Source organism: Gluconobacter frateurii, from assembly GCF_002723955.1.
Taxonomy (GTDB): domain Bacteria; phylum Pseudomonadota; class Alphaproteobacteria; order Acetobacterales; family Acetobacteraceae; genus Gluconobacter; species Gluconobacter frateurii.
Genome location: NZ_BEWN01000001.1, coordinates 689,869 through 714,898 on the forward strand (window position 1 = coordinate 689,869; position 25,030 = coordinate 714,898).

Sequence of the window (25,030 nt, forward strand, 5' to 3'; positions counted from 1 at the left end):
CGATGTGCCCTCATAGGGAAAACGACTGGCACGATGACAGTCCTGCTCTCGATCTTGAAGACGAGGGCGGGTGCGTCAAGAATCGTTGGCAGCTTCTGCTGACGCGCGCGCCCGCCGTTGTCGGGCTCGTGCTTCTGGTGGCGGCTGTTGTGGTGATCTGGCGCGAGCTGCGCCATCTGTCGCTGCATGACATTGTCAGAAGTCTGGGAGATATTCCCTCGGGTGCTCTGCTGGCTGGGGCTGGCGCGACGTTTCTGTCCTATTTCATCCTGTCGTTCTATGACCGACTGGCCTGTCTTCATGTCCGGGCGAAGGTTTCCTTCCAACGCTCGGCATTTGCGGCGTTCTGCTCCTATGTCCTGTCCCACAATCTCGGGTGTGCAGCGATTTCGGGGGCCGCCGTCAGATTTCGGCTTTATCGTAGCTGGGGTGTTGCACCAGGCGATATTGCTCAGATCATTGCGTTCTGTTCCGCAACCTATCTGTTGGGAACGACCGCGCTTGTCGGGGGAATACTGACCCTTGAGCCTCATGCCATCCCCGTATTATCTCATCTGCCCACCTTTATTCTGAGGTTGGCGGGACTGGGGTGTTGGGGCGTTCTGGCGGCTTATGTGATTCTGTCGCGTGTGCGACGGCATGTCAAAATCTGGCGTTACACGATCGAAATCCCCCGGACAGGCATCGCCATTTCCCAGATTGCCGTCAGCGCTGCTGATATGGCTGCTACGGCCCTGATCGCATACGGCGTCCTTCCACCATTGCCTCCAGAAGCGCATTTCGGCTTTGGCACGTTTTTGGCCATCTACATCGCGTCCTACACGGCCGGTCTGGTTGCCAGTGTGCCGGGCGGTCTTGGTGTCTTTGATAGCGCCATGTTGCTGGCTTTGCGCCCCTATCTTCCGGTTCCGGAAATCATGAGCGCCATTCTTGTGTTCCGTCTCTTTTATTACATCATTCCGCTCGTGCTGGCTGGTTTGATGTTTGCCGGGCACGAACTATTTCTGCGGGGCGAACAGGCGCTCATGTCAGCCGGACAGACGCCGCGTCGTATCCGGCCGAGCCAGGTCGTGCGGGAGTCGGAAGCCGATTTCTCCGTCACGGTGGCGACGAGCGTTCAGGCTGTCGCAGGTATTCTTCTGGTTCTTTATGCGTTGGCGGCGGAACTGCCACCGCTACGGACGTCACTGGGCGCTGCTGTGTCCCAGATTGCGGATCTTTTCCTGACCGTGAGTGGTGTCGCGCTGGTTGGTCTGGCTCTGGGACTGTCGCAACGTGTGGCGCTAGCCTGGAAAGTGTCGCTGGGCGTTCTGGGAGCGTCCGTTGTCCTGCTGGTTCTGCGCCATGCGCCATGGGAGGCGCCGGTTGCCCTAGGACTGGTGATGCTGCTGATCGCGCCGTTCCGGAACTGCTATTACCGCCGTGCGCAGATCCTTGTTGCGCCTCTGACACCTGCCATGCTCGCTCCGGTGTCACTTTGGGCGCTGGGGTTGCTCGGCGTGGGGTGGGTGGCATTGCAACGTCATCTTGGGCCCATCTGGTGGCGTTCAATGATCTATGACGCTCATACAGCGATCGGACGTTGGTTTTTGGCCATTTCTGCGCTTTGTGGGCTTTTCGCTCTCTGGCTGGGGATGCGCAGGACGCGCATTCGCTTTGAGGCGTGGAACTCGGAAAACGAGCAGCGGTATCGCAGCCTTCCGCACGCGTTGCAGGAACTGGGGCGTCGTCGGCCCAGTGGCCTGTTGCATGATGAAGCGGGCCGTGCCGCCATCCCATTCCTTCGTACGGGCCAGTTTATCATTGGCCTGGGTGATCCGGCTGGTTCGGAGCGGAACTGCATTGCCGCAATCTGGCGGTTGAGGGATCTTGCCCTGCAGGAAGGGCGCAAACTTGCGTTTGTCCGTGTTGGTCAGTCTCTCATGGCAGTCTATAATGATCTTGGACTGACAGTCTGTCCGGATGGAAAGGCTGGGACCATCTGTTGTTTCTCTGAGGATTATCGCATGATCCGGGCCTTCCTGAGCGGAGAAGAACGGCAGGCTCGCAAGAAGCGGGCAGCAGGGCGGTCTGAAACTGTTTCCGGTACCACGGGTACATGAGCCTTCCGCCAAGCTTGGGAAATGCGGTCAATAGTTGGTTGATTGCCTTCCCGGCGCTATTTTCGATCATCAACCCGCTGGGTGCATCCTTGATTTTCGCCCAGGCGACCCAAGGACGCACACGCAAGGAGGTGATCGAACTGGCGCGGCTTGTTGCGCTGAACTCGCTTGCCATTCTTCTTGTTTCCATATGGTTTGGGAGCTGGATTCTCAGCTTTTTTGGTATCAGCATGAATGCCCTGCGCATTACCGGGGGCCTGGTTGTAGCCTCACGTGCATGGGTCATGTTGCAACAGCCAGAAACAAGTGAAGCGCGTAAGGAAAAGCAGGCTTTGCAGGGTGGCCGCACCGTCGCGGCCCCGGATCTGAAAGAGCGCGCGTTCTTTCCTTTGGCCATGCCATTTACGGTGGGGCCGGGCAGTATCTCAGTCGCGATTGCCCTGAGTTCATCCTGTCCGCCGCATATGCCTGCACCCGATTATTTCATGGGTGTTTCAGCAGCAGCAACGGCCATGGGCATTGTTGTGGCGATTGCCTACGCCTACGCGGAACGTATTGTTTCCATGCTGGGAGTGACGGGGGCTCGGATCGTCAGCCGTCTGGCGGCGCTGATCCTTCTCGCTATCGGCATCCAGATCCTGATTTCCGGTGTTCAGGGCTTTCTGGTTGAGACCCTTCGGCTTGCTCATCACTGAGAGCCAGAATGGACTGCACTTTTTCACGAAGGGCAGGAATGACTTCTTCCTGAAACCAGGGTGCTTTTCTTTCCCATACGCCTGTTCTCCACGACGGATGGGGCAGGGGGAAGTAATTGTCGGGTAGATAATCCCGGAAATTTCTGACCCGTTCTGTGACCGAGCCTTTTCCCAATACATGATGTTGTGAGTAACTGCCGACCAGCAGGGTGAGTTGGAGGGCTGGCATCAGCGAGAGAACCCGTTTCCGCCAGATCGGTGCACATTCGGGGCGCGGTGGACAATCTCCGCCCTTGGGCAAGCGTCCAGGATAGCAAAGACCCATTGGCAGAATGGCGACATGACGAGTGTCATAAAAGACATCCTCTGTCAGACCGAGCCATTGCCTCAGCCGGACGCCTGACGGATCCATGAAAGACGTATTCTTGAAATGGGCCTTGGTTCCTGGCGCCTGGCTGGCAATCAGCAGGCGGGACGTTGCTGACACATGGATCAGCGGTCTTGCGCCAAGAGGGAGGTGGGCTTCACAGACACGGCAGGCACGGACCTCCTGAACCAGAGCGGTCAGTCGGTCTTGCGTGGTGGGTTTGGAAATCATTCATCCTCAGGAAGAAGCGGCATATCCGGGTGCCAGGCATATTCCGCGCGGGCAACATAGACATGCTGATCATACCCGCGCAGGCTCTCAAAGAGTGTAACGTGGTGAACGGGCATTGGCTCACTTCTGAAAAGATTATGCCGCTGAACCCAGCGGGCTGCATCGGCACGTTGGGTCGTCGCAAGGTGCCCGAGAGTTACGCTGGGCTGAAAACGGCGTTTGGCAGGGGCGCATCCGGCTCTGCGCAGAACGCTTTCCACCTGTGTCTGAAGTGTTGTCAGAGCTTCGGACCGTTCGATGCCAATCATGAGGCTGTCAGCAGTCATGCCTTCCCGGAGGTCTGCACCATGGAAAGAGACATTGAATGGCTTCCAGGACAGGCGTGAAAGAGCGAGATCGATCTCTTCCATGACATAGCGGTCTGTAATTTCGCCGATAAAGCGAAGGGTCAGATGATAGTTCTCGGAGGGAACCCACTGCACGCCCGGCAGTGATCCTCTGAGGAGAGCAAGCGCTTCACGCTGGGCGGGGGAGAGGTCGAGTGCGACAAAAAGTCTCAAGAGGCTCGTTTCCCGGGCAAATGGAACACAGATATGAAGGGTCTTCTTGACCGTGCAGTGAAAAGCCCCACATTCAGGGAAAGTACGGGCGAGCTTGCAAGGTTCGTCAAGCGCCCTTTTTCAAAGGGCCTTTTACTGGAAAAGGTATCATGGCTTTCAATTCCAATTTCGGCAGGGCCGGTACACAGGCAGGGGTCGGCAGTCTTGACGCTGGTCTTCGCTCTTATATGTGCCGTGTCTTCAACTGGATGGCGATCGGCCTCGTCGTAACGGGGCTTGTTGCCTATGGCGTGGCAGAGACCTCTCTGCGCGCGCTCTTCTTTCATCTGGCAGAGACGCCCAATGGTGCGTTTGTTCTGCGCCCTACCTTTCTTGGTGGAGTAGCGATTTTCGCCCCGCTTGCTTTTGTGATGGTGCTGTCCTTCGGGATCAACCGTCTTTCACGCTCTGCGGTTCAGGCGATTTTCCTGCTGTTCAGCGCAGCAATGGGCGCAAGCATGTCTAGCCTGCTGCTGAGCTATACGGGCGTTTCTGTCGCCAGAACGTTCTTTATCAGTGCTGTGATGTTCGGTGGAATGGCGCTGTGGGGATACACCACGGGCGCGAACCTTCTTCGACTCGGTTCCTTCCTGTTTATGGGGCTGATCGGCATCATGATCGCGATGGTCGTGAACATCTTCCTGCACAGTGCACCACTGGCAATGCTTGTTTCTCTAATCGGGGTCGCTCTTTTCACAGGTCTTGCAGCCTATGACACGCAGCGCATCAAGATTAACTACCAGCAATATATGTCTTTTGCCTCACAGGACGATATTGGAAAGCTCAGCATTTACGATGCGCTGTCGATGTATCTCAATTTTGTGAACCTGTTTCAGTTTCTTATTCAGTTCACGGGCGTTCGTTCCAGTAATAGCGACTGATATTACCTATCAAGTATTGTTGATAGTTCTCAGGGGGCGACAGTCAATGTCGCCCCCTTTCTTGTTTTGGGACTAAAAAGGTCTTGAATTATTTTCGCCTTATTCGAATTGGTTTACATTAAAAAGCTGTAATATTCGTACTTAATGAAAGCTATAATTAAACCAAATGTGGCGAAAAACAGCCATTTATGGCGTCGTCGAGGATATGCACACCCCCTCACGAAATCCGTGATAAGCCTTGTCTTCCGGGCGATTCAGGCAGAAAAAACCTGAGGAACCGGGACAGTCGTGTCCCATGCTGAATGAATTTCAGGGTCGGATCTTTGATCCGGTTCCTGACGTCAGGATACGAACGAGAAAGGCAGCAGACTATGGCAGCGTTCGGCAGCTCTGATGCGACCCTTATCGTGTCAAACCGTTTCCCGGCGAATACTCCATGCCGGAACGGATGATGAAAGCAGGACCGATGAAAAAACTCTGGCGATATCTCCCAGCGTTGCCGGCGCTGATGCTATCGGGTTGCACGGTTGATCTGCTTCAGCCGCGCGGTCCGATCGCAGAAATGAACCGCGACGTTATGGTGGCAGAATTTGCCATCATGATGGCGATTGTGGTTCCGACCTGTATCGCAACGCTTTATTTTGCTTGGAAGTATCGCGCTTCCAATACCCAGGCCGAATATCTGCCGACCTGGGATCACTCAACGAAGATTGAGTATGTCATCTGGGGCATTCCTTCCCTGATCATCGTCGCTCTCGGCGCGATCAGCTGGTACAGCACCCACGCCTATGACCCGTACCGCCCGATCCAGACGGCTGACAACGTCAAGCCGCTGAATGTTCAGGTGGTCTCTCTCGACTGGAAATGGCTGTTCATCTATCCGGATCTGGGGATCGCTACGATCAACCAGCTGGATGTGCCCACGAACACGCCGCTGAACTTCCAGATCACCTCTGACACTGTCATGACGTCGTTCTTCATCCCGCGTCTGGGATCGATGATCTACTCCATGCCGGGTCAGCAGACGCAGCTGCATCTTCTTGCAACTGAGTCGGGTGACTATCTGGGTGAAGCTTCCCAGTTCAGTGGTCGCGGTTTCTCTGACATGAAGTTCCGCACCCTCGCCATGGCACCTGAAGAATTCAGCGCCTGGGTCGAGAAGGTGAAGAGCGGCAGCGAAAACCTCGATGACACGACCTATCCGAAGTACTCTGCCCCGCAGGAAGCTGCGCCGGTTCAGTATTTCGCGCATGTCCAGCCGGATCTCTTCGACGGCATCGTCGCCAAGTACAACAATGGCATGATGGTGGAGAAGACGACGGGCAAGGTCATGCATATGCAGTCCGCTTCCAGCGCTGCACCGTCCGACACTGGCATGAAGGAATAACCGACAGATGCTCGGAAAACTCTCCCTTTCAGCCATACCTTTCGATGTGCCGATCCTTGTCGGCACATTCCTGGGTGTGGCTGTCATCGGCCTTGCCGTGCTGGGTGCCGTTACTTACTTCGGTAAGTGGGGTTACCTGTGGCGTGAATGGCTGACGACAGTCGACCATAAGCGCCTTGCCGTGATGTATATCATCCTGGCAATTGTCATGCTGTTCCGCGGCTTCGCGGACGCCATCATGATGCGTACCCAGCTCGCGCTGGCCTATGCCGGTAACCCTGGTTACCTTCCGCCTCACCACTACGACCAGATCTTCTCCGCTCACGGCACGATCATGATTTTCTTCATGGCCATGGCGTTCATGACGGGGCTGCTCAACCTGGTGGTGCCTCTCCAGATCGGTGCGCGCGACGTTGCGTTCCCGTTCCTGAACTCGCTCAGCTTCTACATGACGCTGGTCGGTGCCCTTCTGATCAACATCTCGCTGTTCATCGGTGAGTTTGCTCAGTGCGGCTGGCTGGTTTACCCGCCACTGTCCGAGATGCAGTTCAGCCCGGGCGTCGGCGTTGACTACTACATCTGGGCCGTTCAGATCTCCGGTGTCGGTACGCTTCTGACGGGTGTGAACTTCTTCACGACCATCGTGAAGATGCGCGCTCCTGGCATGGGCTGGATGCAGATGCCGGTGTTCACCTGGACTGCTTTCTGCACGACCGTTCTGATCATGGCTTCGTTCCCGGTTCTGACCGTGACGCTGGCTCTGCTCAGCCTCGACCGTTACCTCGGCATGCACTTCTTCACGAACGATGCCGGCGGCAACGTCATGCTGTATCTGAGCATGATCTGGACCTGGGGCCATCCGGAAGTTTACATTCTGGTCATCCCGGCTTTCGGCGTGTTCTCTGAAGTTACCTCAACGTTCTCCCGCAAGCCGCTCTTCGGCTACAATACGATGGTTTACGCTACGTGCTCCATCATGGTGCTGTCGTTCGTCGTGTGGGTGCATCACTTCTTCACCATGGGCGCAGGCGCCAACGTCAATACCTTCTTCGGTATCATGACGATGGTTATCGCAGTCCCGACAGGCGTGAAGATCTTCAACTGGCTGTTCACCATGTATAAGGGACGTGTTGAATTCACGGCTCCGATGTACTGGACGATCGGCTTCATGATCACCTTCTCCATCGGTGGCATGACGGGCGTCATGATGGCCATGCCGGCCGCTGACTGGATCCTTCACAACTCCCTGTTCCTTATTGCCCACTTCCATAACGTCATTATCGGTGGTGTGTACTTCGGTTACATTGCAGGTATGGGCTTCTGGTTCCCGAAGGCTTTCGGCTTCAAGCTGAACGAAGCCTGGGGCAAGCGCGCGTTCTGGTGCTGGTTCGTTGGCTTCTATCTTGCCTTCGTTCCGCTCTATGTCCTCGGTCTCGAAGGCATGACGCGTCGTATGAACCACTACGACAATCCGGACTGGCGTCCGTGGCTGCTGATTGCAGAAGCTGGTGCGGTTGTTATCGCTCTGGGTATCGTCTGCCAGCTCACGCAGCTTTACGTCTCCATCCGCGATCGTAACCTGCCGGAGAACCTGGACCTGACGGGCGATCCGTGGGGTGGTCGTACGCTGGAGTGGTCCATTTCTTCTCCGCCGCCGGCTTATAACTTCGCAGTTATCCCGGACATCCATGGTCTGGACACGTTCCACACCGAGAAGCAGCTTGGCCGTCGTGCACATAACAAGCCGCTGGAGCCCATCCACATGCCGAAGAACACGGCTGCGGGCGCTCTTATCGGTGCGTTCTCGTTCATCCTTGGCTTCGGTGCCATCTGGTACATCTGGTGGATGGCTGGTCTTGGACTGATCGGTATCGTCGTCACGATGATCCTGCGCAGTGCAAACCGCGATGTCGATTACTACGTCCCTGTCAGCGAAATCGAGCACAACGAGGAAGTCTATTCCCGTCGTATCGCCGCTGCGCAGGCAGCAGAGTAAGGGGGGCATAGTTAATGGCTCACGAAGCAACCATGTCGCCTCTGGCACACGCTGACGACCACGGTCACGATCATCATCACGAGACGCCGAATGTTTTCGGTTTCTGGCTCTACCTGATGACGGACTGCATTCTGTTCGGTTCGATCTTTGCTGCGTTTGCAGTCCTCCGGAACCAGTTTGCCGGAGGGCCTTCGGGCAAGGAACTGTTCGATCTGACGAATGTAGGGATCGAGACAGCTATCCTGCTGTTCTCATCCATCACCTACGGCTTTGCCTCGCTCAATGCGCTGGCAAAGAACAAGACCATGGTTCTGGTCTGGCTGGCCATCACCTTCGTGCTGGGTCTGTCCTTCGTTGGTCTTGAAGTGAGCGAGTTCTCACACATGATCGCTGAAGGTAACGGTCCTGACCGTTCTGCTTTCCTTTCCGCGTTCTTCACGCTGGTTGGAACGCATGGTCTGCACGTAACCTGTGGTCTGATCTGGATGGCGGTTCTGATGGTCCAGATGATGGGCCCGCAGGATCTGTCCCAGCGGATGATGGACAAGCTGACTTGCCTCAGCCTGTTCTGGCACTTTCTGGACATCGTCTGGATCTGTGTTTTCTCCTTCGTCTATCTCGCAGGTGTGATGTAATGGCCCAGGCACATACAACCCACGATGGTAGCCACGGCTCCTATCAGTCCTACATCATCGGGTTCGTTCTTGCGGTCGTCCTGACTGTTGCGTCTTTCGCAGCAGTCATGACCCACGCACTTGCTCCCGGGATGGCACTTGCAGCTCTTGGTGTTCTGGCGGTCGTTCAGATCGTCGTGCATCTGGTGTTCTTCCTTCACCTGAACACCAGCAACGAGCAGAGCTGGAACCTGATGTGCTTCATCTTCGCAGCAGCATCAGTGGTCATCATTGTCGGCGGCACGCTGTTCATCATGCATGACACGGCCATCAACATGATGTCCCGCTAAGATCCCTTCCGGATCAAAGCAGAAGAAACCGGCAGGAGAAATCCTGCCGGTTTTTTTGTGCCCGGTGGGATTCTGATCGTTTGACTGCAGGATCCGAAAATACGGCTACTTCTGCTGCTCTGTTTCAGGCACATGAAGCCCAGAGGGTTTGATGCCCTTAGTCCTGTGATGACGCGGACACTTAGTTCCGGCGCATATTCACCATTTGTCGTTTCGGTACTCCACGCCGGGAGAGTGCTTCCTGAATAGCCACGCCGAACCACCGCACTATGAAATAGATGATCTTCGACACAACCCAGCCGTATCCCCATAAAAAAAGCCCGACACAGTGTGCCGGGCTTTGAGCCTTCAAATGAGGAGAAGGTTCAGTCCTTGTGAGGAGCTTCGGAGAGCATGGCAGCCTTGCCGGGCTTGTCTTTCCATTCTTCCGCATCAGCCGGCTGATCGCCCTTGCGGGTGATGTTTGGCCACTGGGCTGCGAGCCTGGAGTTGATTTCGATCCATGGAGCCGCACGGTTGTCGCTATCTGGGAAGATGGCTTCAGCCGGGCACTCAGGTTCGCACACGCCGCAGTCAATGCATTCGTCCGGGTTGATGACGAGGAAATTTTCCCCGGCATAGAAGCAGTCTACGGGGCAAACTTCCACGCAGTCCATGAACTTGCACTTGATGCAGTTTTCCGTGACCACATAGCTCATTGGTGTCTCCGATCCTCATTCGGGCCCGGCTGTGCGGCCCATTTTTCAATTGTGCGGGATGATATGCGAAGGATTGGCTTAGGAAGCAAGCTTCTTAGGCTCTTCTTTAATGATCTCGTATAGCAGGAATGCTTCTTTTGCGGGGCCACGACGTTCCCCAAGGTCCAGAATACGCCAGACACGTACGTCCTCGTTGGGGCTGGCGGGTGGAAGCGTCAGCACATCTCCCACACGAAGTTTGGCGTGAGGCTTGCTGGTTGGCTGCCGGTTTACACGAATACGCCCCTTATTGACGATCGTCGCACAGAGAGGGCGTGTTTTGGCGACCCGTGCATAATACAGCCATTGATCCAGTCGCTGATAGGCATCACTCATGGGGTAGATCGTTCTCTTAAAATAGCGAGAGCAGCAAAAGGGCTATCCTGTCGGACAGTAGTAGGCCGACTGGTGCGTTGACCCGAAGCTTTAGGCCTCCTGCGGCCCGCACGGGTACGCCGATCCGAGAGGATCATGAGTGGGGCAGGTGGCCCTGCATGAGATGGGCTGACAACAGAAGGGGGCCGGTGAGCAACTCCAAGAGCAGTCAGGATTCCCGGAAGCATGTCTGTCTTCACGCCTAGTCGGGAGGCCAAACCAAGTGGGGCAGGATGATCCTGCTTGCGGGTCAGATGCTCCAGTTCAGTGACGCAGCGTTCTGCAATATCAAGTCTGATTCCTGTCTGCCCGGCCTGAAGCCAGCCCGGCACGCCTGCCACAAGCTCCCATGGAAGCGAGACCCGACCTGGAGCCGGTATGGTGAGGGACTCGCCCAGGCGAAGCTGCGTCAGGAGTGTCATCAGTCCAAGAGGGCGAGGCCGCAGAAGCGCAGGGAAGAAAATGGCAAAGCGCCCGACTTCCACGCCAACCTTACGCAGGGATCGTTTGACTTGCGGCGGCAACGTCCTGTCAGGGGGGAGAAGGCTCGTGATTCCGCCATCTTCATGGAGACGATGAACGATACCTCTGAGCTCCGGCTGGTTCGTAACGGTCTGCTCTGCCTTGAAGAGAACGGCCATGTCCCGTTCGATCATTGTCCGAATATAACGCAGCAGCCTGTTTTCAACCTGAGCGCGCTGATTGGTATCGGCGAATTCCCCGGAAAACAGACGTACGGCCGGCTGAAGGAATGTCTTCCCGGCAATCAGTTTTCCAAGCGCCACGCACTCCCAAAAAAGGGTGCCTGTGTCACTATCCAGAGACAGTGCACTGTCAGGTGCATCCTGAAACAGGCGGACGCGGCGGGGAATTTCCTGAAGAAGGGCTTTCCGGCCCGCACGCATGATGATCTGGTGATCGGGGCCGCCTGTCGTATCGGCTTGCAAGGTAAAGCCCCGGATTTTTCCGATGCTGTGGCCTTCAACGATCACATCTCCATCCGCTGTGACGGCGGAAAGAATGTTCCGATCTGTCTCTGCATCCAGGCGGCGGAGCAGGGAAGTCGCCCGCCTGTCCACGAAGCGTGCCGTCAGACGCTCGTGAAGGGCGTCTGAGAGAAGGTCCTCCACTTCGCGGGCCCGCTGCTGCCAGGTGGCGGAATGACGGCTCCATTCCGTTCTGGCGGCGACGTAGGAGCAGACACGTACACCGGTCAGTCGGTGCATCAGGGTGTCGATGTCCCCGTCAACGCGCGCGAAGCCCTTGATGTGACCTTCCATCCAGTTGGCCGGGACAGCACCTTCTTTGAGAATATGCAGGAAAAGGCGCGCGCAGAGTCTGGTGTGACTGTCGTCCCCGAGTTTCCGGAAATCGGGGATCTGGCACACTTCCCAGAGCAGGGACGTGGCGCGACGTCCTTTTGCGACCTCCCGGATCTCTGGATCGAGGACGAGGGATTCGAGGGTTGTAACGTCTGATGCCACCCGGCCTGCGGTCAGGCCACGAAACGGCGGCGCGACTGTCAGGCTGGCAAGGAGGGCGCGCGGGTTGGTGAAATCCAGTTCGTGGTTTCGCCAGTACAGCCGCTGGATCGGATCGAAGCGATGCTGCTCCACGGCTTCGATGGTGGTAGCAGACATGGGCGGGCAGTCCGCCGTGGTGCCGAAGGTTCCGTCCTTCATGCCACGGCCAGCACGTCCGGCTATCTGCGCGATTTCCTGCGGAAACAGCGGGCGCGGGGACGTACCGTCGAACTTCGAGAGCTGGGCAAGGGCAACATGGTCCACATCCATGTTCAGCCCCATGCCGATCGCATCGGTGGCAACGAGGTAATCGACTTCCCGGTTCTGGTAGAGTTCGACCTGTGCGTTGCGGGTGCGGGGGCTCAGCTGCCCCATGATGACGGCACATCCGCCCCGGCGGCGGCGAATAACTTCCGCCAGCGCGTAAACCTCAGCCATGGAGAACGCGACGATCGCGGAGCGGGGTGGCAGGCGTGACAGTTTGGTCGGGCCGGTGCTGACCAGGCTGGACAGGCGCGTCCGGGTGTCGATCTCGATGCCGGGAACCAGCTTCTGAAGAAGTGGGCGAATGGTTTCAGCGCCAAGGAAGAGCGTTTCTACCGTGCCGCGGGCATGCAGGAGTCGGTCTGTAAAGATGTGTCCACGGTCCGGGTCGGACGCGAGCTGGATTTCATCGACGGCGACGAACTCGGCTTTCCGGTCCAGCGGCATGGCTTCCACCGTGCAGGCGAACCAGCGGGCACCGGGAGGAACGATTTTCTCCTCCCCGGTAATAAGGGCGACGGATCGCTCTCCCTTGGCTTTCACCAGCCGCTCATAGTTCTCCCGTGCCAGCAGCCGCAGCGGAAAGCCGATGATGCCGGAGGAATGAGCCATCATGCGCGTGAGGGCATAATGCGTCTTGCCGGTATTGGTTGGACCCAGCGCCGCACGGACGCTTGCCGGCATGATATGATGAGCGGGATGGTTACCGCGGTGTGCACCCTTCATGTCTGAATGGTCGGGTGCCTGCGGAACAAAAGCAAGCGTTCGGGCCTCAAGGTTCGACACTTTTCAGGAAAGAGGTTCATGAGTTTTCATATTCAACTCCCTTTCGTGTCCGTTTCTGATGCTCCGGCACCCCGCACAGTCCATCTGGTGCGCTCTCAGGATACGGAAACGGTTGATCGTCTGCTGGGAGAGCATGGCGCTTTTCTGAAGGCGCAAGGCTTTGCGTCCCGTGACGGTTCGTTCACGCTGCTGCCGGGTGAGAACGGAGCGGGTGCGGCTCTACTCTGTGTGGATGAGGGCCGACTGAATGATCCGACCGCTTTCGGTCGGCTGGGAACAGTTCTTCCTGCCGGTGACTGGCTTGCTGTCCTGCATGGGGTTGAAGACGGCGTGCAGGAGACCGCGCTCCTAGGGTTCGCAATGGGGGCGTATCGCTATCGTGTGGGGCAGGAGCAGGACGCTGCGACCCGCATGGTGGTTCCTGATACCGTTGCGACAGCAAGTGCCATTGCGAAGGCCAACTGGTTTGGTCGTGACCTCATCAACACGCCAGCCAATCTTCTCGGTCCGAGGGATCTCGCACAGTCTGCTTATCGGGCTCTGGAGGGGAGGGGCGCTGAGGTTCGGATTGTTGAAGGGGATGATCTGAAAGCGGCTTACCCTTGTCTGGCTGAGGTTGGTGAAGGGTCTGAGCGTAAGCCTGCTGTTGTCGTGGCCCGCTGGAAGGCGCGTGAGGGTGCGCCGCGTCTGTCGCTGGTCGGGAAGGGGGTCTGCTTTGATACGGGCGGGTATGACCTGAAGCCTGCGGCCGGAATGCTGCGCATGAAAAAGGATATGGGCGGCGCGGCCCTGATGCTTGCTGTCATGTGCGCGGCGATTGACCTGAAGCTCGATATTGATCTGGAGCTTCGCCTGGGTTGTGTCGAGAACAGTGTGTCCGGACATGCCATGCGCCCGGGGGATGTTTTGAAGACACGCAGCGGCAAGTTCGTGGAGATCGGGAACACGGATGCGGAAGGGCGTCTGGTGTTGTGTGATCTGATAACGGAAGCCGCTGAAAGCGCTCCGGATTACATTGTGGATGCTGCAACCCTGACCGGCGCTGCACGCGTAGCTCTCGGTCCCGACCTTCCGGCGGTGTTCAGTAACAGTGATGAATTCGCTCAATTACTGCTCGAATCGGGTCTGGATACTGCGGATGCTTTGTGGAGATTGCCACTCTGGCATGGCTACGACGCATGGCTGGATAGTAAAATAGCGGATCTCGGAAATATAACGTCAAAACCAATGGCAGGAGCGATTACGGCCGCTCTGTACCTTCAACGGTTCGTTCCGAACGGACAAAAGTGGCTACATATAGACACTTACGCTTGGAATGACGCGAATTCCCCAGGTCGTCCGGAAGGGGGAGAGACCCTCGCGCTTCGTGCGCTTCTTAAAATGATTGCAAGCCTGAACAGGTCTTCGTGAAGTGAACAACCAGAGTGCGGGACGATCCTTAACGAACCGTAATATGATTGTCTTAAAACTATGGGGTGTAAATCTGCGTCTGATAGGGCATACGGCCTTCCATGTTCGAAAGCTGCTATCCGCAGCATAAATCGTTTTGAAACCCGCATACTTGCGGATGCGTTTCAAAACACCAGATGTAGAAGACCAAGGCTTAGACCCATGCGGGGCTGAGCGGCACACATAACCCCGTCGGGTCTGCATGGCTCGACTGTTCTTTTCCCTGTTACCCGATCAGGCAACAGGGAAGGCAGACCGTAAGGAGAGAGAAATGCCTCAGGCTAACAACGACCAGATGCTTCACCTTCTGTGCGACACCGTCGTTTCCATGGTGCGCCGTGACGGTCCAGACCTGTCTGCCCGCCAGCTTGCCGTGTTCCTGACCTGCTACCTGCGTGACGGTGCTCACACCGTTCGTGGTCTGGCGTCAGAGCTGAAGGTTTCCAAGCCTGCCATCACACGCGCCCTGGACCGTCTGGGCGAACTCGATCTGGCTCGCCGCAAGGTCGATCCGCTGGACCGTCGCTCCGTGCTGGTTCAGCGCACGCTGAAGGGGTCGTCCTTCCTGCGTGAAATGCGCGCTGTTATGGCTGAAGCTTCCGGCACGCGCCCTGCACGTGCAGAACGCGCTTCTGCTTCTGTCGAGCGTATCACGCGTCGCGCTGGTTAAGTTACCAGCGATCCTGCACGCGGGCTTTGGCTCGCGTGCAGATATATCCTGTCCAGCAAAGCTGAGGCAGAAGAACAAGCAGCCCGGTTTCCCACGGTTGTTTTGCATGGCACGCTACTGCCCCCCAGACTACAAAACCCCAGTAAAAGACTGTCACCAGCGGCATCGGCATCCCGGAACGGATTGCCAGTTGATAAAGATGTCCGCGATGAGCCTGTGCCAAATGGTCTCCGGCGCGCGCGCGCCGAGCCAAGGTGAACAGAACGTCCCACACCACGCCTGACAGAAGTGCCAACGTGAGCATGGCTGAATAACGATGCGGCTGCATGGCACCCCATGCGACAATCAGGGCTCCCGACTGACTGCCCACATCTCCCATGAAAATGCGGGCTTTTGGAAAATTCCAAGGCAGAAACGCGAGCAGGCAGACGGCAAACAGGACAAACAAACAGGGCTGGATTCCGGCTGCAGCCAGAAGCAGGGACGTCAGCGCCATGGTTCCAGCGGCCAATCCGTTAATGCCGTCGATGAAGTTCAGGGCATTGGTTATGAAAACTGCTCCCAGAATAAACAGGACGCTCAGGGGGACGGCGGCGCCGTTGCCGAAAGCCACCAGAGCGGCTGCCCCAAACTGTGCAGCCAGTTTGTAACGGGCCGGGAAAGAATAGAGGTCATCCAGCCAGGAAACGACGGCCAGCAGGATGACACCGCTGATCAGCCCGAGAACCGGGCCTGTCAAAACTGGCTGATGGCTTAGGTAGAGCGTGGGTCCCAGGCACAATAGAAACGCCCCGATAATCCCGATGCCACCCCCTTTTGGAATCGGTCGGGTATGTGAGCTTCGATGAACGGGATGGTCCATCACGCCGGCACGGATCATGAGTGCGATAAGCACCATGCAGAGAAGTGCCGCCAGCAGATCGGGCAGCACGAAGCCGGAAAGAAGAGATTGTAAAGAAAAGGGCATGGACCGACTTTATGGGAACAGGTGTTTTGGCGCTATAAGGGAGGCGTGACAGTCACACCACCTTCCGGCCTCCATTTACCGGCCCAGTCTTCTTCCGTCAGCCGCACCGGTCGTACCACCGTGCAGGCGAGGCGCATTGCTCTCAATGTTGTGCTGGACGGAGTCGTTTCCGCTCTGGCTGCTCCTGTGGCCCGTTGGCTGGCAGATCCACATGGTGGATGGCTGCATCCTCTGTGGTTCCTTGCAGGCGGTGGCATTACGCTGCTGGTCAGCGGATTGCCGTTTCGTATGGCCCAGCAATACTGGCGGTTTTCCGGGCTGGCGGACCTTTTTAATATTGCCTGTGCCTCTGCGCTGAGCGCGATTTTGTTCTCAACGTTACTGCATCTGGCGGGCTATCCGCTTCCCAGTTCAACGTTCCCATTCATTCATGCGCTGGTCTTGCTGACATTCCTCGGGTCCATCCGCATGATCTGGCGGTTGAGCGCCCGTCGCCGTTTGATGGTGGCTGGTCGGGAGCGCGTTCTCCTGCTCGGCGCGGACCATGAGGCGGATCTTTTTATTCGTGCGATGGAACGTGACCAGGAGGCAGGCAGACGGGTGGTCGGGCTGTTGACGGGAGGTAGTCAGCAGGCGGGGCGGCGTATTCACGGTTGTCCTATTCTGGGAACCATCGATGAGACGCCGGAACTCCTGAATCAGATGGCTGCAGCGGGTCGGTTGCCCGATACACTGGTCATCACAACGTCAGAATTGCGCGGTGCCCCACTCTCGCGAGTGCTTGAGGTCGCGCGTCTGCATCACCTTGATGTCCAGAGAACACCGTCCCTGACCGATCTGAAGCCTGCGGAAAGTGTTGAGCTTCGTCCTGTAGCGATTGAAGATCTGCTGAATCGCCCTCAGGTTGCGTTGAATTCGCAGGGTATGAGCCGGCTGATCGCAGGGCAGGTTGTTGCGGTGACGGGAGCGGGAGGCAGTATCGGGTCGGAACTGGCTCGTCAGATCGCCTCTTTCTCTCCTCAGGCCATTCTGCTGATCGAGAATAATGAATACGCTCTGTGGCAGATCAATCTCGATTTGTCAGAGCGTTATCCCGATGTACTCCGCCATCAGATTGTTGCGGATGTTCGGGATCGACGCCGGATTGCTGAAGTTTTCAATCAGTATCGGCCAGCGCTCGTCTTCCATGCTGCAGCGCTGAAGCATGTGCCTATCGTCGAATCCAATCCGATCGAAGGCGTCCTGACCAACGTGATCGGGACGCGCATCGTGCTTGATGAGGCAGAACGGTCCGGTGCTCAGGCCATGGTCATGATTTCAACCGATAAGGCGGTCAATCCGTCCAGCCTGATGGGGGCAAGCAAGCGGTGTGCCGAGGTCTACGGGCAGGCGCTTGATATGCGCGCCCGGGCAGGAAAAGGTGGCCTGCGCTGTGTGACCGTGCGGTTCGGAAACGTTCTGGGGTCCACTGGGTCTGTTGTGCCCCTGTTTCGCAGGCAGCTTGAACAAGGTGGCCCACTGACGGTCACTCATCCGGATATGACCCGATATTTCATGACCATTCCTGAAGCCGTTGGCCTTGTTCTGCAGGCGGCAGTCCGTGGGACCCAGGAAGCGTCAGGCGAGGACACCACGGACCAGAAGCTCCGTCAGGGTGGCATTTTCGTGCTCGATATGGGGGACCCGGTTCGTATCATGGATCTGGCCTGTCAGATGATCCGTCTGGCGGGTCTGAGACCCGAGACAGATGTGGAGATCCGGATTACAGGCCTTCGCCCGGGGGAAAAACTGTTTGAAGAGCTGTTTCACGGCCGCGAAGCACCCGTTCCTACGGATGCGCCTGGCCTGCGCATGGCCTCGCCTCGCACGGTCGATTTCGATGTGGCAGCGGAAGCCATGGATGAGCTTGAAGCAGCCTGCCTGCGTGAAGATCTTCCTGCCATTATGGCCATTTTTCAACGGCTTGTTCCTGAATTTAATCATAACCGAGACGGCAAGACACCGTCTCAATCAGACCATTCCCAGCCCGACGTGGAGACGATTGCATGACTGATCCCATTGCCTTTCTGGATCTTCCGAAACAGCAGGCCCGTCTCAAGGATGCGATCGAGCGTCGGGTAAAGACGGTTTTCGAACATTGCCGCTTCGTTATGGGGCCAGAAGTCGAGGAACTGGAGCGGCGCCTCGCCGAGTTCGGTGGCGCAAAGTACGCAATTGGCGTTTCGTCCGGTACAGATGCGCTTCTGATGGTGCTGATGGGTGAGGAAGTCGGGCCGGGGGACGCGGTCTTCCTCCCTGCTTTCACCTATACGGCGACGGCGGAAGTTGTGCTTCTTCTTGGCGCAACGCCTGTTTTTGTGGATGTGGAGCCGGATACGTTCCAGATCAGCATGAGTTCTCTGGCTGATCGTCTAGCGGCTATCCGGGCTGCTGGTGAACTGGAGCCACGAGCTGTCATCGGCGTTGATCTGTTTGGTCAGCCTGCACCTTGGGATGAACTGAAGACTTTCGCTGCGCAAGAAGAGCTGACGCTAATTGCAGACTGTGCCCAGTCTTTCGGAGCCTCTTATCATGGGCGTCGCCTCGGTCATGAAGCCCGAGCAACGACGCTTTCGTTCTTTCCGTCCAAGCCGCTGGGCGGATACGGGGACGGCGGCGCGATCCTGACGGATGATGCAGAACTGGCTGCGCTCTATCGGTCACTCCGGACCCATGGCGAGGGAAAGACCCGCTATGAAGTCGAGCGGATTGGAATCAACGGTCGTCTCGATACTATTCAGGCTGCTGTCTTGATCGCCAAGCTGGAAGCCTTTGAGGATGAGCTGAAACGTCGGGACATCATTGCGCGTGAGTATGACGCCGCCATGCCAGCAGGTATTCAGGCTCCAGTTCGCGTTGCGGATAGCGAGAGTGCTTGGGCAATTTACACAGTCCTGCTTCCAGACGCTGCCGCACGGGATTCGCTTCAGGCACATTTGAAAGAGGCTGGCGTTCCTACGGCGATCTATTACCCCAAGCCACTGCATCATCAGCCTGCCTATAGCGAACATCATGATGGTGTGTCGCTGCCGGTTTCCGAGAGCCTCGGTGCACGGGTATTAGCGCTCCCTATTCATCCGGAGCTGACAGGTGATGAAGTCAGCCGCATTACTGATGCCCTGAAAAGTTGGGCAGGAGAGAACGCATGAGGCGCGAACAGAAGCTGCTCCTGGCTTTTTGTGCACTGGTTTTTATTCCCGTGGGCATCGTCTGGTTTGTCGCATGGCCACTGATCCACGCCTGGAAATTTCCGCCCGTTACGGAAGGAAAAATCGTGGCCCCCGTCAGTCGCGATCTGACATCTGGGGAAGTTAATGACGTTAATCTCTGGCTTCAGTCCCATACGACGGGATGGGGACCGAGTGGCGAGCAGCCTCCGACGAAGGGACAGGTCATCCTTCGTCTGAGCAACGCAGAAAACCACCCCGTCATCGTTTCCATCTGGAAGCACAAACACGAAGCGGACATCGTGGGTGTTCAGCTTGAGGATGACGGCCCTTACCGCATGAACGCCTTTGAAGATGCGTCCCTTACGGCGTTGCAGCCCGCAGAGCTGCAGCCTCACGGATAAAGTTGAAAACTTCAGGGCTGAAAGGCGCCTGCCGCTCGGGTGTCTGCCAGTCCTGCATTTGCTCGTACATGGTCGCCGCCTTACGCCACAGGTCCGGTCCTACAGCGTCCTGCAACGGCTTCTGCAATTCCATCCACTCTTTGACGAGTTGCTGAGCCTCCGGGCTTGAAGGCACGACGTGACGGCCGATGGCCTCTTCACAACTGGTAATCAATTTTACCCATCGGATTTGATAGAACGTCTTTTCGTCTTCACCGCCGAAATGAGCGTCCATCTGTTTCTGCCATTCATGTTGCTCGGACGGCGTGAAATACTGTTCGAAAACAGGCTGAGTATTTCCCCACTGAAGAGCCGTTTCTCCTTCCCGGAGCAGAAGGCAGAATGCTGCAAGATCCACGGCGCCGTTACAGGGGTGGCTCTCTTTCAGTAGGTTTCGGGTTGCGGTGAGCTGATGGATTGTTCTTTCGAGAGCTGTCTTTCGCATCGAGAGAAGCGCCAGTTGGGCGTCTATGATGGTTTCAGGAGCACTGGGTCTGCGCTCCATGTTTTTGATTTCTGAAAGACTGAATCCCATGCGCTTCAGAAGCAGGACATGGGCTAGCGCGCTTACGGCTGACAGATCGTAAACTCTTCTGCCGTTTTCTGCGCGGATGGGGCTGATAAGCCCCATAGCTTCAAAATATCGGAGCGTACGGGGTGTGGTGGCGCTGGCCTTGGCCAGTTCCCCAATGGTCAGGGTTTGCGGTTTCATCGGGTTCCTCCTGACGCGCCATCTGTCATGATGACGTTACGTCAGGAGCAAGGGGAAAATTTACTCTTTGCGCGCCTCGTCTTCAAAAATCTCTCCGACATCCCGCTTGGTCTGATCTTCGTCTTCCAGAGGAGCTGTGGCCTTGTCTCCCATAGCAAGGAGAGCTGCCGTAATCGGAGAAGCCAGGATCAGCCCTGGAATACCAAGAATCGAGCTGAAAACGGTCTGAGACAAGATGGCGACTGCGGGTGGCATGTGCACAGCACGGCGCTGGATCAGCGGAGCAAGGACATTGCCTTCGAAGAACTGGATAACGCTATAGAGAATGGCGACAAACAGCGCTTCCTTGGTTCCCATCGAGAGACCCAGCAACACGGCGGGAACAGCGCCCATAATGGCACCGATATACGGGATGAAATTGCAAAGCCCTGCAACCACGCCGAGAGCCAGCGCGAGGGGTACGCCAATCAGCGAAAGGCCGATACCTGACAGAATCCCGACAACAAGCATGTCGAGAGCCTGTCCGGCAGTCCACGCCCAGAGGGTGGTCCCAGCAGCCATAAGGAGCGTGCGGGCTGAGCCGCGGTGCTGGGTTGGAAAGAGGCGCAGAAAACCATCAATGTAAATGGCTGGAGACAAAGCGAAGTAGAGGCCTGCAATCAGGATCACCGCCAGGGTGCCGAGAACACCGAAGGCGCTGCTTAGAATGCCCGTAACAGAGCCTGCGAGGCCCGATCCCAGTGAGCCAAGGCTGCCGGAGGTCGCATCATTGCCGCCCACGGCAGTTGGCAGATGGTCGAGAACCAACTGGCCGAGAGTAGAGCCGGAAAGATGGGACTTGAGGTCTCCGGACTGCTGAACAAGGGCCTGCTTGAGGCGAATGAACTGGTCCCCGATAGCTGGACCGCTGCTCCAGGCCAGACCGGCTACCGCCAGAAGAATGACAACAGTCACCAATGCCACGGCAGCCTGATAAGGGATGAACGTGACGTGTCGGCGCACCATGCGGGCCAGGCCATGCAGTACGACGGCCATCAGGGCCGATGCGAAGACAACGGCCAGGACATCTTTCATGAGCCAGACGGCCAACAGAATTAATGTGACGGTGAGGGCGATGCGGAGAAGCCCCGCGATCTTGGAAAGCTCGCGGGCGCGAGGTTCCTTTTCGTCACGGTCCTTCGGGTCGGAAAACGAAATGGGCATCAGCCGGTCCATCCTGAATCTGTAGGCCAGCATCCGCTTATGGATTTAGGGATGGCGGGTCAATCGGCTGTTTTATCCCGAGGGTGAAGCTGAGGTCATCCTGCCCGACGGATCTGTGTGTCTGTATGGGAAAGAATATAGGGGCCCCCTCCGATAATCTGAAGTGCGAGAGTGCTTGGCCCTTCAGTATTGATATGCAGGGCTGCGTCACCATCAGTCCAGCCCTGACCTTCAATCTCATCTGCCATCCAGCCGGAGGTAGGCTCTGGGGGGATCAGATGGTCAGTAACCCTTCGGGTTTTGGGGCCGTCAAAAAGCATAATGTCACGGATGAGGACACCCAAGGCGCGTCTATCGTCCACATACGGCCCCACCACATCACAGGGGCGGTCTGCACGGGACATCAGCCGGAGGCTTCTGATCGCGTGCGGCAACGTAAAAATGACAAAGCCACTGCTCTGGCGGCTTGGGTAGAGACGGGTGCCATCTGGCAAAAGCAGATGCAGGGCCGGATCTGCTGTTGTGAATGCTGCAAAGCCGTCAATGCCTGCTCGCAGGGCGATTGCTTTCCATGCTGGCTCTGTCTGGAAACGGGATGTCATAAGGGGAGCTGCAGCATCTTTTTGCCAGTCTTTCTGGCTTGAGCGAAGGGCTGCAATCTGGCCAGTTTGTCGGAAAGCCTGCCTGTCGCCAGTGTCCAAATAGCTTTCGGTTAGAAGGCCATTAGCTGAGATAACGACATGCGTTTCGGTTTCAACATGGAAATATTCATATGAGCGAAATGTTTTATCCCATGTGATGGAAGCGCCATTGACCAGCATCCGTGCCGGAATGAAGCCACCGTTCAGGAAAATACAGTGTTCAGCCGTTACAAGCAGATCTGTATGCGGCATGTGGTCAGCAATAGCGCCTGCATGGATACGAATAGGCCAGCCAGCCAGATCATCTGGAAGATCCGGGCGAACGGTGCATAGACTTTTCCCCACCCACACCAGTTTTTCCGACAGGCCATCCGACGTCAGGACCAGATCGTTGATAGCAAGGGATTCCACGGCCTTTTCGCCATTTGGGGTCGCAATCAGACTTCCCGAAAGAAAACAGGCTGCAGTAAAGTTGTCCGTTACTGTGCGCTCTGTTTCTGCTTTCGAGTGTGCAGAGCTGGATCGAGCTGCCGAATGATGCCCATGCTGGTGATGGGGGGAGTGGGGACTGGCATGCTCTGAAGACGACGACGAGCGATGACGAACCTGTTCGCGGCCGCGGGAAGACTGCTTGTGAGACGGAGAGTGAGATGCATAAGAGCCGCGGGAAGTGTTCTGAGGCACGTAGGCATCCTGTCTTTACTGGGAGGCAAATCTGGGAGCGCCAGTTGCCTCATGTTTTAAGGTCCAGACAGACATCTACCGTTCAAAGGTAAACAAACTCCTTATTCACACGTCACAATCTGTGAAATTTCGTTTTCAGGCTGATGCTTCTTCAAGTTCAGCCTGAGCTTCCAGCCATAACTCTTCGGTCTGTTCCTGCGTTGTATTAAGGGCGGACAGATGTGCGTTTAGAGACGCAATTTCGCCGGGGTTTCCGGACTGATAGAGTAGGGGGTCAGCAAGCTTGGCCTCGATTTTTTCTTTTTCTTTCGTAATCTGGGTGAGTTTCGCCTCGGCATCACGAATTTTTCGCCTGAGCGGAGCCAGCGCACGCGTCAATTCCTTGCGATCTACCCTTTTCTGATTTGCAGAAGGTTGGGGAGTGTCCTGGGAAGACGAACGGGCGGCGCTTTTCGTACGTTCCGTATTTTCTGCACGGGCCTTCCGGGCGCGCTCGATCAGCCATTCCTTATACTCAGCCATATCCCCTTCGAAGGGGGTGATCGTTCCGTCTTCGACCAGCCAGAACCGGTCCGCCACGGATTCAACCAGATGGCTGTCATGGCTGATCAGGATAACGGCCCCTTCAAATTCTGAGAGGGCACGGATCAGAGCGTCTCGGGCATCTAGATCCAGATGGTTGGTCGGCTCATCGAGGATGAGCAGGTGAGGGGCGTCACGCGTCGAGAGTGCAAGAAGAAGCCGCGCCTTCTCGCCGCCTGACAGTTCAGAAACACGTGTTTCCGCTCGGTTCACGTCCAGACCAAATCGCGCCAATTGAGACCGGACGGCGACAGGGGGTGCGTCCGGCATGGCGCGCGCCATGTGGTCGATGGGTGTTTCTGACAGGACGAGTTCATCCGCCTGGTGCTGCGCGAAATACCCGATCCTGAGTTTTGAAGAGTGGTTGTAAGAACCGACCATTGGCTCAAGTCGGCCTGCTAGAAGTTTGGCAAACGTGGATTTTCCGCGCCCGTTCTGACCTAGAAGCGCGATTCGGTCTTCCATATCCAGACGCTGGTTCAGCCCTTTAAGAACCACGCGCCCATCATAACCAATGCTGACATTGTCGAGCGTAATCATGGGCGGCGGAAGGGGCTGAGGTTCGGGGAAGGAAAAGCGCGTAGGCGTATCTTCCACGACACTGTCGATCTGGGGCAGGCGTTCAAGCGCTTTCAGCCGGGCCTGGGCCTGCTTGGCCTTGGTCGCCTTGGCGCGGAAGCGATCCACAAATGACTGCATATGAGCGCGCTGGGTCGCGATGCGTTCTGCCATGCGATTCTGCTGGAGAGCCTGCTCCGTGCGGATGCGCACAAAATTGTCATAGCCACCTGGCGTCAGGCTGAGCTTCTGATGATCAAGATGCGCAATCGCATCGACGGTATTATCGAGCAGCGAGCGGTCATGGCTGACGATGATCGCTGCGCCGGGGAATTTGGCCAGCCAGGACTCGAGCCACAGGGTAGCCTCGATATCAAGATGGTTGGTTGGTTCGTCCAGCAGCAGTAGATCGGGGCTCAGGAACAGTGCTGTCGCAAGGGAAACGCGCATCCGCCAGCCGCCCGAGAAATCCGAGACAGAGCGGAGCTGAGCGTCCTGATCAAACCCAAGGCCAGACAGAATGGCGCCAGCGCGGGCGGGGGCTGTGTATGCGTCGATTGCGATCAGGCGTTCATGAACGTCTGCGATCCGTTCAGGATCTGTGGCAGTTTCTGCTTCCGCAAGGAGCTTGGCACGCTCGATGTCGCCTTCGAGAACGGTGTCGATCAGGGACGTTTCGCCAGATGGCGTTTCCTGCTTCACGCGGCCCATTGTCGCGCGGTTGGCCAGCGTAATCGTACCGCCATCAGGTGCGATATCACCCGCAATAGCGCCAAGAAGTGTTGATTTTCCGGCACCATTCTTTCCAATGAGGCCAATTTTCCGACCTGGATCGACAGTCAGCGATGCGCCGTCCAGCAGAGGGCGGCCAGCGATGCGAAGTGTCAGGTCAGTGATGGTGAGCAGGCTCACGGGCGCCTCGATCAGTCGGGAAGAGTGAAAAAACCGCGACAGACCTATCAGGAACGACGAATTTGCTCTAGTGGAACGGCGGGATTTACCCCTTTG

Annotated in this window: 22 protein-coding genes; 12 read left to right on the forward strand and 10 right to left on the reverse strand. The window is 56.9% G+C overall.

The window, feature by feature from the left end; genetic code table 11:
* Window positions 1-2 precede the first annotated feature (2 nt).
* The gene (locus tag GFR01_RS03200) at window positions 3-2,102 is read left to right on the forward strand and encodes a lysylphosphatidylglycerol synthase domain-containing protein (protein ID WP_099181237.1); all 2,100 of its coding nucleotides are present in this window, start codon (window positions 3-5) and stop codon (window positions 2,100-2,102) included.
* Entirely contained in the window at window positions 2,099-2,797 is a 699-nt protein-coding gene (locus tag GFR01_RS03205) for a MarC family protein (RefSeq protein WP_063903043.1), read from the forward strand. The genes GFR01_RS03200 and GFR01_RS03205 overlap by 4 nt, the downstream gene beginning before the upstream one ends.
* Here GFR01_RS03205 and GFR01_RS03210 read toward each other — a convergent pair.
* Together GFR01_RS03210 and thpR are read right to left on the reverse strand one after the other, a co-directional pair.
* Window positions 2,724-3,395: a uracil-DNA glycosylase family protein gene (locus GFR01_RS03210; protein ID WP_099181238.1), complete on the reverse strand. Its 672-nt coding sequence runs from the start codon at window positions 3,393-3,395 to the stop codon at window positions 2,724-2,726. The genes GFR01_RS03205 and GFR01_RS03210 overlap by 74 nt on opposite strands.
* Window positions 3,392-3,955 (reverse strand): RNA 2',3'-cyclic phosphodiesterase, encoded by a 564-nt coding sequence (gene thpR / locus GFR01_RS03215; RefSeq protein WP_099181239.1) that lies wholly within the window; start codon window positions 3,953-3,955, stop codon window positions 3,392-3,394. Before thpR ends, GFR01_RS03210 begins: the two co-directional genes overlap by 4 nt.
* 149 nt (window positions 3,956-4,104) lie before the next feature.
* Between thpR and GFR01_RS03220 the strand changes: the two genes are divergently transcribed.
* The 5 genes from GFR01_RS03220 to cyoD all read left to right on the forward strand — a co-directional run bounded on the left by GFR01_RS03220 (window position 4,105) and on the right by cyoD (window position 9,222).
* On the forward strand, window positions 4,105-4,875 hold the full coding sequence (locus GFR01_RS03220) for a Bax inhibitor-1/YccA family protein (RefSeq protein WP_062023798.1): 771 nt from the start codon (window positions 4,105-4,107) through the stop codon (window positions 4,873-4,875).
* Between the two features lie 448 nt (window positions 4,876-5,323).
* Window positions 5,324-6,262, forward strand: a complete 939-nt coding sequence (gene cyoA / locus GFR01_RS03225; RefSeq protein WP_063903040.1) for a ubiquinol oxidase subunit II — start codon at window positions 5,324-5,326, stop codon at window positions 6,260-6,262.
* 7 nt (window positions 6,263-6,269) lie between these two features.
* Window positions 6,270-8,258, forward strand: coding sequence for a cytochrome o ubiquinol oxidase subunit I (gene cyoB, locus GFR01_RS03230; protein WP_063903039.1), 1,989 nt, complete (start codon window positions 6,270-6,272; stop codon window positions 8,256-8,258).
* A 14-nt stretch (window positions 8,259-8,272) separates the two neighbouring features.
* Window positions 8,273-8,893 (forward strand): cytochrome o ubiquinol oxidase subunit III, encoded by a 621-nt coding sequence (gene cyoC, locus GFR01_RS03235; RefSeq protein ID WP_063903038.1) that lies wholly within the window; start codon window positions 8,273-8,275, stop codon window positions 8,891-8,893.
* Window positions 8,893-9,222 carry a cytochrome o ubiquinol oxidase subunit IV gene (gene cyoD, locus GFR01_RS03240; RefSeq protein WP_063903037.1) on the forward strand — a complete coding sequence of 110 codons (330 nt, stop codon included), beginning with the start codon at window positions 8,893-8,895 and terminating at the stop codon, window positions 9,220-9,222. The genes cyoC and cyoD overlap by 1 nt, the downstream gene beginning before the upstream one ends.
* 365 nt (window positions 9,223-9,587) lie before the next feature.
* Here the strand turns inward: cyoD and fdxA are convergent, their stop codons facing one another.
* The 3 genes from fdxA to GFR01_RS03255 all read right to left on the reverse strand — a co-directional run bounded on the left by fdxA (window position 9,588) and on the right by GFR01_RS03255 (window position 12,907).
* On the reverse strand, window positions 9,588-9,920 hold the full coding sequence (gene fdxA / locus GFR01_RS03245; protein WP_063903036.1) for a ferredoxin FdxA: 333 nt from the start codon (window positions 9,918-9,920) through the stop codon (window positions 9,588-9,590).
* 78 nt (window positions 9,921-9,998) lie between these two features.
* Entirely contained in the window at window positions 9,999-10,295 is a 297-nt protein-coding gene (locus tag GFR01_RS03250; protein WP_099181240.1) for an RNA-binding S4 domain-containing protein, read from the reverse strand.
* The gene (locus tag GFR01_RS03255; RefSeq protein ID WP_099181241.1) at window positions 10,292-12,907 is read right to left on the reverse strand and encodes a helicase-related protein; all 2,616 of its coding nucleotides are present in this window, start codon (window positions 12,905-12,907) and stop codon (window positions 10,292-10,294) included. The genes GFR01_RS03250 and GFR01_RS03255 overlap by 4 nt, the downstream gene beginning before the upstream one ends.
* Window positions 12,908-12,925: 18 nt before the next feature.
* Between GFR01_RS03255 and GFR01_RS03260 the strand changes: the two genes are divergently transcribed.
* Together GFR01_RS03260 and GFR01_RS03265 are read left to right on the forward strand one after the other, a co-directional pair.
* Window positions 12,926-14,317: a leucyl aminopeptidase family protein gene (locus GFR01_RS03260; protein ID WP_099181242.1), complete on the forward strand. Its 1,392-nt coding sequence runs from the start codon at window positions 12,926-12,928 to the stop codon at window positions 14,315-14,317.
* Between the two features lie 310 nt (window positions 14,318-14,627).
* A complete protein-coding gene (locus GFR01_RS03265; RefSeq protein WP_015072128.1) occupies window positions 14,628-15,026 on the forward strand; it encodes a MarR family transcriptional regulator in 399 nt (132 codons plus the stop codon).
* Window position 15,027: 1 nt separating this feature from the next.
* Here GFR01_RS03265 and GFR01_RS03270 read toward each other — a convergent pair whose 3' ends face one another.
* On the reverse strand, window positions 15,028-15,993 hold the full coding sequence (locus GFR01_RS03270; RefSeq protein ID WP_099181243.1) for a glycosyltransferase family 4 protein: 966 nt from the start codon (window positions 15,991-15,993) through the stop codon (window positions 15,028-15,030).
* Window positions 15,994-16,038: 45 nt separating this feature from the next.
* Between GFR01_RS03270 and GFR01_RS03275 the strand changes: the two genes are divergently transcribed.
* Genes GFR01_RS03275 through GFR01_RS03285 form a run of 3 tightly spaced genes read left to right on the forward strand, consistent with a single transcriptional unit; the run spans window position 16,039 to window position 19,603 of the window.
* Window positions 16,039-18,042 carry a polysaccharide biosynthesis protein gene (locus GFR01_RS03275; protein ID WP_099181605.1) on the forward strand — a complete coding sequence of 668 codons (2,004 nt, stop codon included), beginning with the start codon at window positions 16,039-16,041 and terminating at the stop codon, window positions 18,040-18,042.
* Window positions 18,039-19,181 (forward strand): DegT/DnrJ/EryC1/StrS family aminotransferase, encoded by a 1,143-nt coding sequence (locus GFR01_RS03280; RefSeq protein WP_099181244.1) that lies wholly within the window; start codon window positions 18,039-18,041, stop codon window positions 19,179-19,181. Before GFR01_RS03275 ends, GFR01_RS03280 begins: the two co-directional genes overlap by 4 nt.
* On the forward strand, window positions 19,178-19,603 hold the full coding sequence (locus tag GFR01_RS03285) for a hypothetical protein (protein ID WP_063903031.1): 426 nt from the start codon (window positions 19,178-19,180) through the stop codon (window positions 19,601-19,603). The genes GFR01_RS03280 and GFR01_RS03285 overlap by 4 nt, the downstream gene beginning before the upstream one ends.
* Here GFR01_RS03285 and GFR01_RS03290 read toward each other — a convergent pair.
* The 4 genes from GFR01_RS03290 to GFR01_RS03305 all read right to left on the reverse strand — a co-directional run bounded on the left by GFR01_RS03290 (window position 19,563) and on the right by GFR01_RS03305 (window position 24,934).
* Window positions 19,563-20,354 carry a MerR family transcriptional regulator gene (locus GFR01_RS03290; RefSeq protein WP_099181245.1) on the reverse strand — a complete coding sequence of 264 codons (792 nt, stop codon included), beginning with the start codon at window positions 20,352-20,354 and terminating at the stop codon, window positions 19,563-19,565. The two genes, GFR01_RS03285 and GFR01_RS03290, sit on opposite strands and share 41 nt — an antisense overlap.
* 60 nt (window positions 20,355-20,414) lie before the next feature.
* Entirely contained in the window at window positions 20,415-21,590 is a 1,176-nt protein-coding gene (locus GFR01_RS03295) for an AI-2E family transporter (protein WP_099181246.1), read from the reverse strand.
* Window positions 21,591-21,652: 62 nt separating this feature from the next.
* The gene (locus tag GFR01_RS03300; RefSeq protein ID WP_099181247.1) at window positions 21,653-22,882 is read right to left on the reverse strand and encodes a Hint domain-containing protein; all 1,230 of its coding nucleotides are present in this window, start codon (window positions 22,880-22,882) and stop codon (window positions 21,653-21,655) included.
* 135 nt (window positions 22,883-23,017) lie between these two features.
* Window positions 23,018-24,934 (reverse strand): ABC-F family ATP-binding cassette domain-containing protein, encoded by a 1,917-nt coding sequence (locus GFR01_RS03305; protein ID WP_099181248.1) that lies wholly within the window; start codon window positions 24,932-24,934, stop codon window positions 23,018-23,020.
* Window positions 24,935-25,030: the final 96 nt, after the last annotated feature.

Coding starts and splice junctions, on each gene's coding strand:
- GFR01_RS03200 (WP_099181237.1), top strand. CDS start 3: ATGTGCCCTCATAGGGAAAACGACTGGCACGATGACAGTCCTGCTCTC.
- GFR01_RS03205 (WP_063903043.1), top strand. CDS start 2,099: ATGAGCCTTCCGCCAAGCTTGGGAAATGCGGTCAATAGTTGGTTGATT.
- GFR01_RS03210 (WP_099181238.1), bottom strand. CDS start 3,395: ATGATTTCCAAACCCACCACGCAAGACCGACTGACCGCTCTGGTTCAG.
- GFR01_RS03220 (WP_062023798.1), top strand. CDS start 4,105: ATGGCTTTCAATTCCAATTTCGGCAGGGCCGGTACACAGGCAGGGGTC.
- cyoA (WP_063903040.1), top strand. CDS start 5,324: ATGATGAAAGCAGGACCGATGAAAAAACTCTGGCGATATCTCCCAGCG.
- cyoB (WP_063903039.1), top strand. CDS start 6,270: ATGCTCGGAAAACTCTCCCTTTCAGCCATACCTTTCGATGTGCCGATC.
- cyoC (WP_063903038.1), top strand. CDS start 8,273: ATGGCTCACGAAGCAACCATGTCGCCTCTGGCACACGCTGACGACCAC.
- cyoD (WP_063903037.1), top strand. CDS start 8,893: ATGGCCCAGGCACATACAACCCACGATGGTAGCCACGGCTCCTATCAG.
- fdxA (WP_063903036.1), bottom strand. CDS start 9,920: ATGAGCTATGTGGTCACGGAAAACTGCATCAAGTGCAAGTTCATGGAC.
- GFR01_RS03250 (WP_099181240.1), bottom strand. CDS start 10,295: ATGAGTGATGCCTATCAGCGACTGGATCAATGGCTGTATTATGCACGG.
- GFR01_RS03260 (WP_099181242.1), top strand. CDS start 12,926: ATGAGTTTTCATATTCAACTCCCTTTCGTGTCCGTTTCTGATGCTCCG.
- GFR01_RS03265 (WP_015072128.1), top strand. CDS start 14,628: ATGCCTCAGGCTAACAACGACCAGATGCTTCACCTTCTGTGCGACACC.
- GFR01_RS03270 (WP_099181243.1), bottom strand. CDS start 15,993: ATGCCCTTTTCTTTACAATCTCTTCTTTCCGGCTTCGTGCTGCCCGAT.
- GFR01_RS03280 (WP_099181244.1), top strand. CDS start 18,039: ATGACTGATCCCATTGCCTTTCTGGATCTTCCGAAACAGCAGGCCCGT.
- GFR01_RS03285 (WP_063903031.1), top strand. CDS start 19,178: ATGAGGCGCGAACAGAAGCTGCTCCTGGCTTTTTGTGCACTGGTTTTT.
- GFR01_RS03290 (WP_099181245.1), bottom strand. CDS start 20,354: ATGAAACCGCAAACCCTGACCATTGGGGAACTGGCCAAGGCCAGCGCC.
- GFR01_RS03295 (WP_099181246.1), bottom strand. CDS start 21,590: ATGCTGGCCTACAGATTCAGGATGGACCGGCTGATGCCCATTTCGTTT.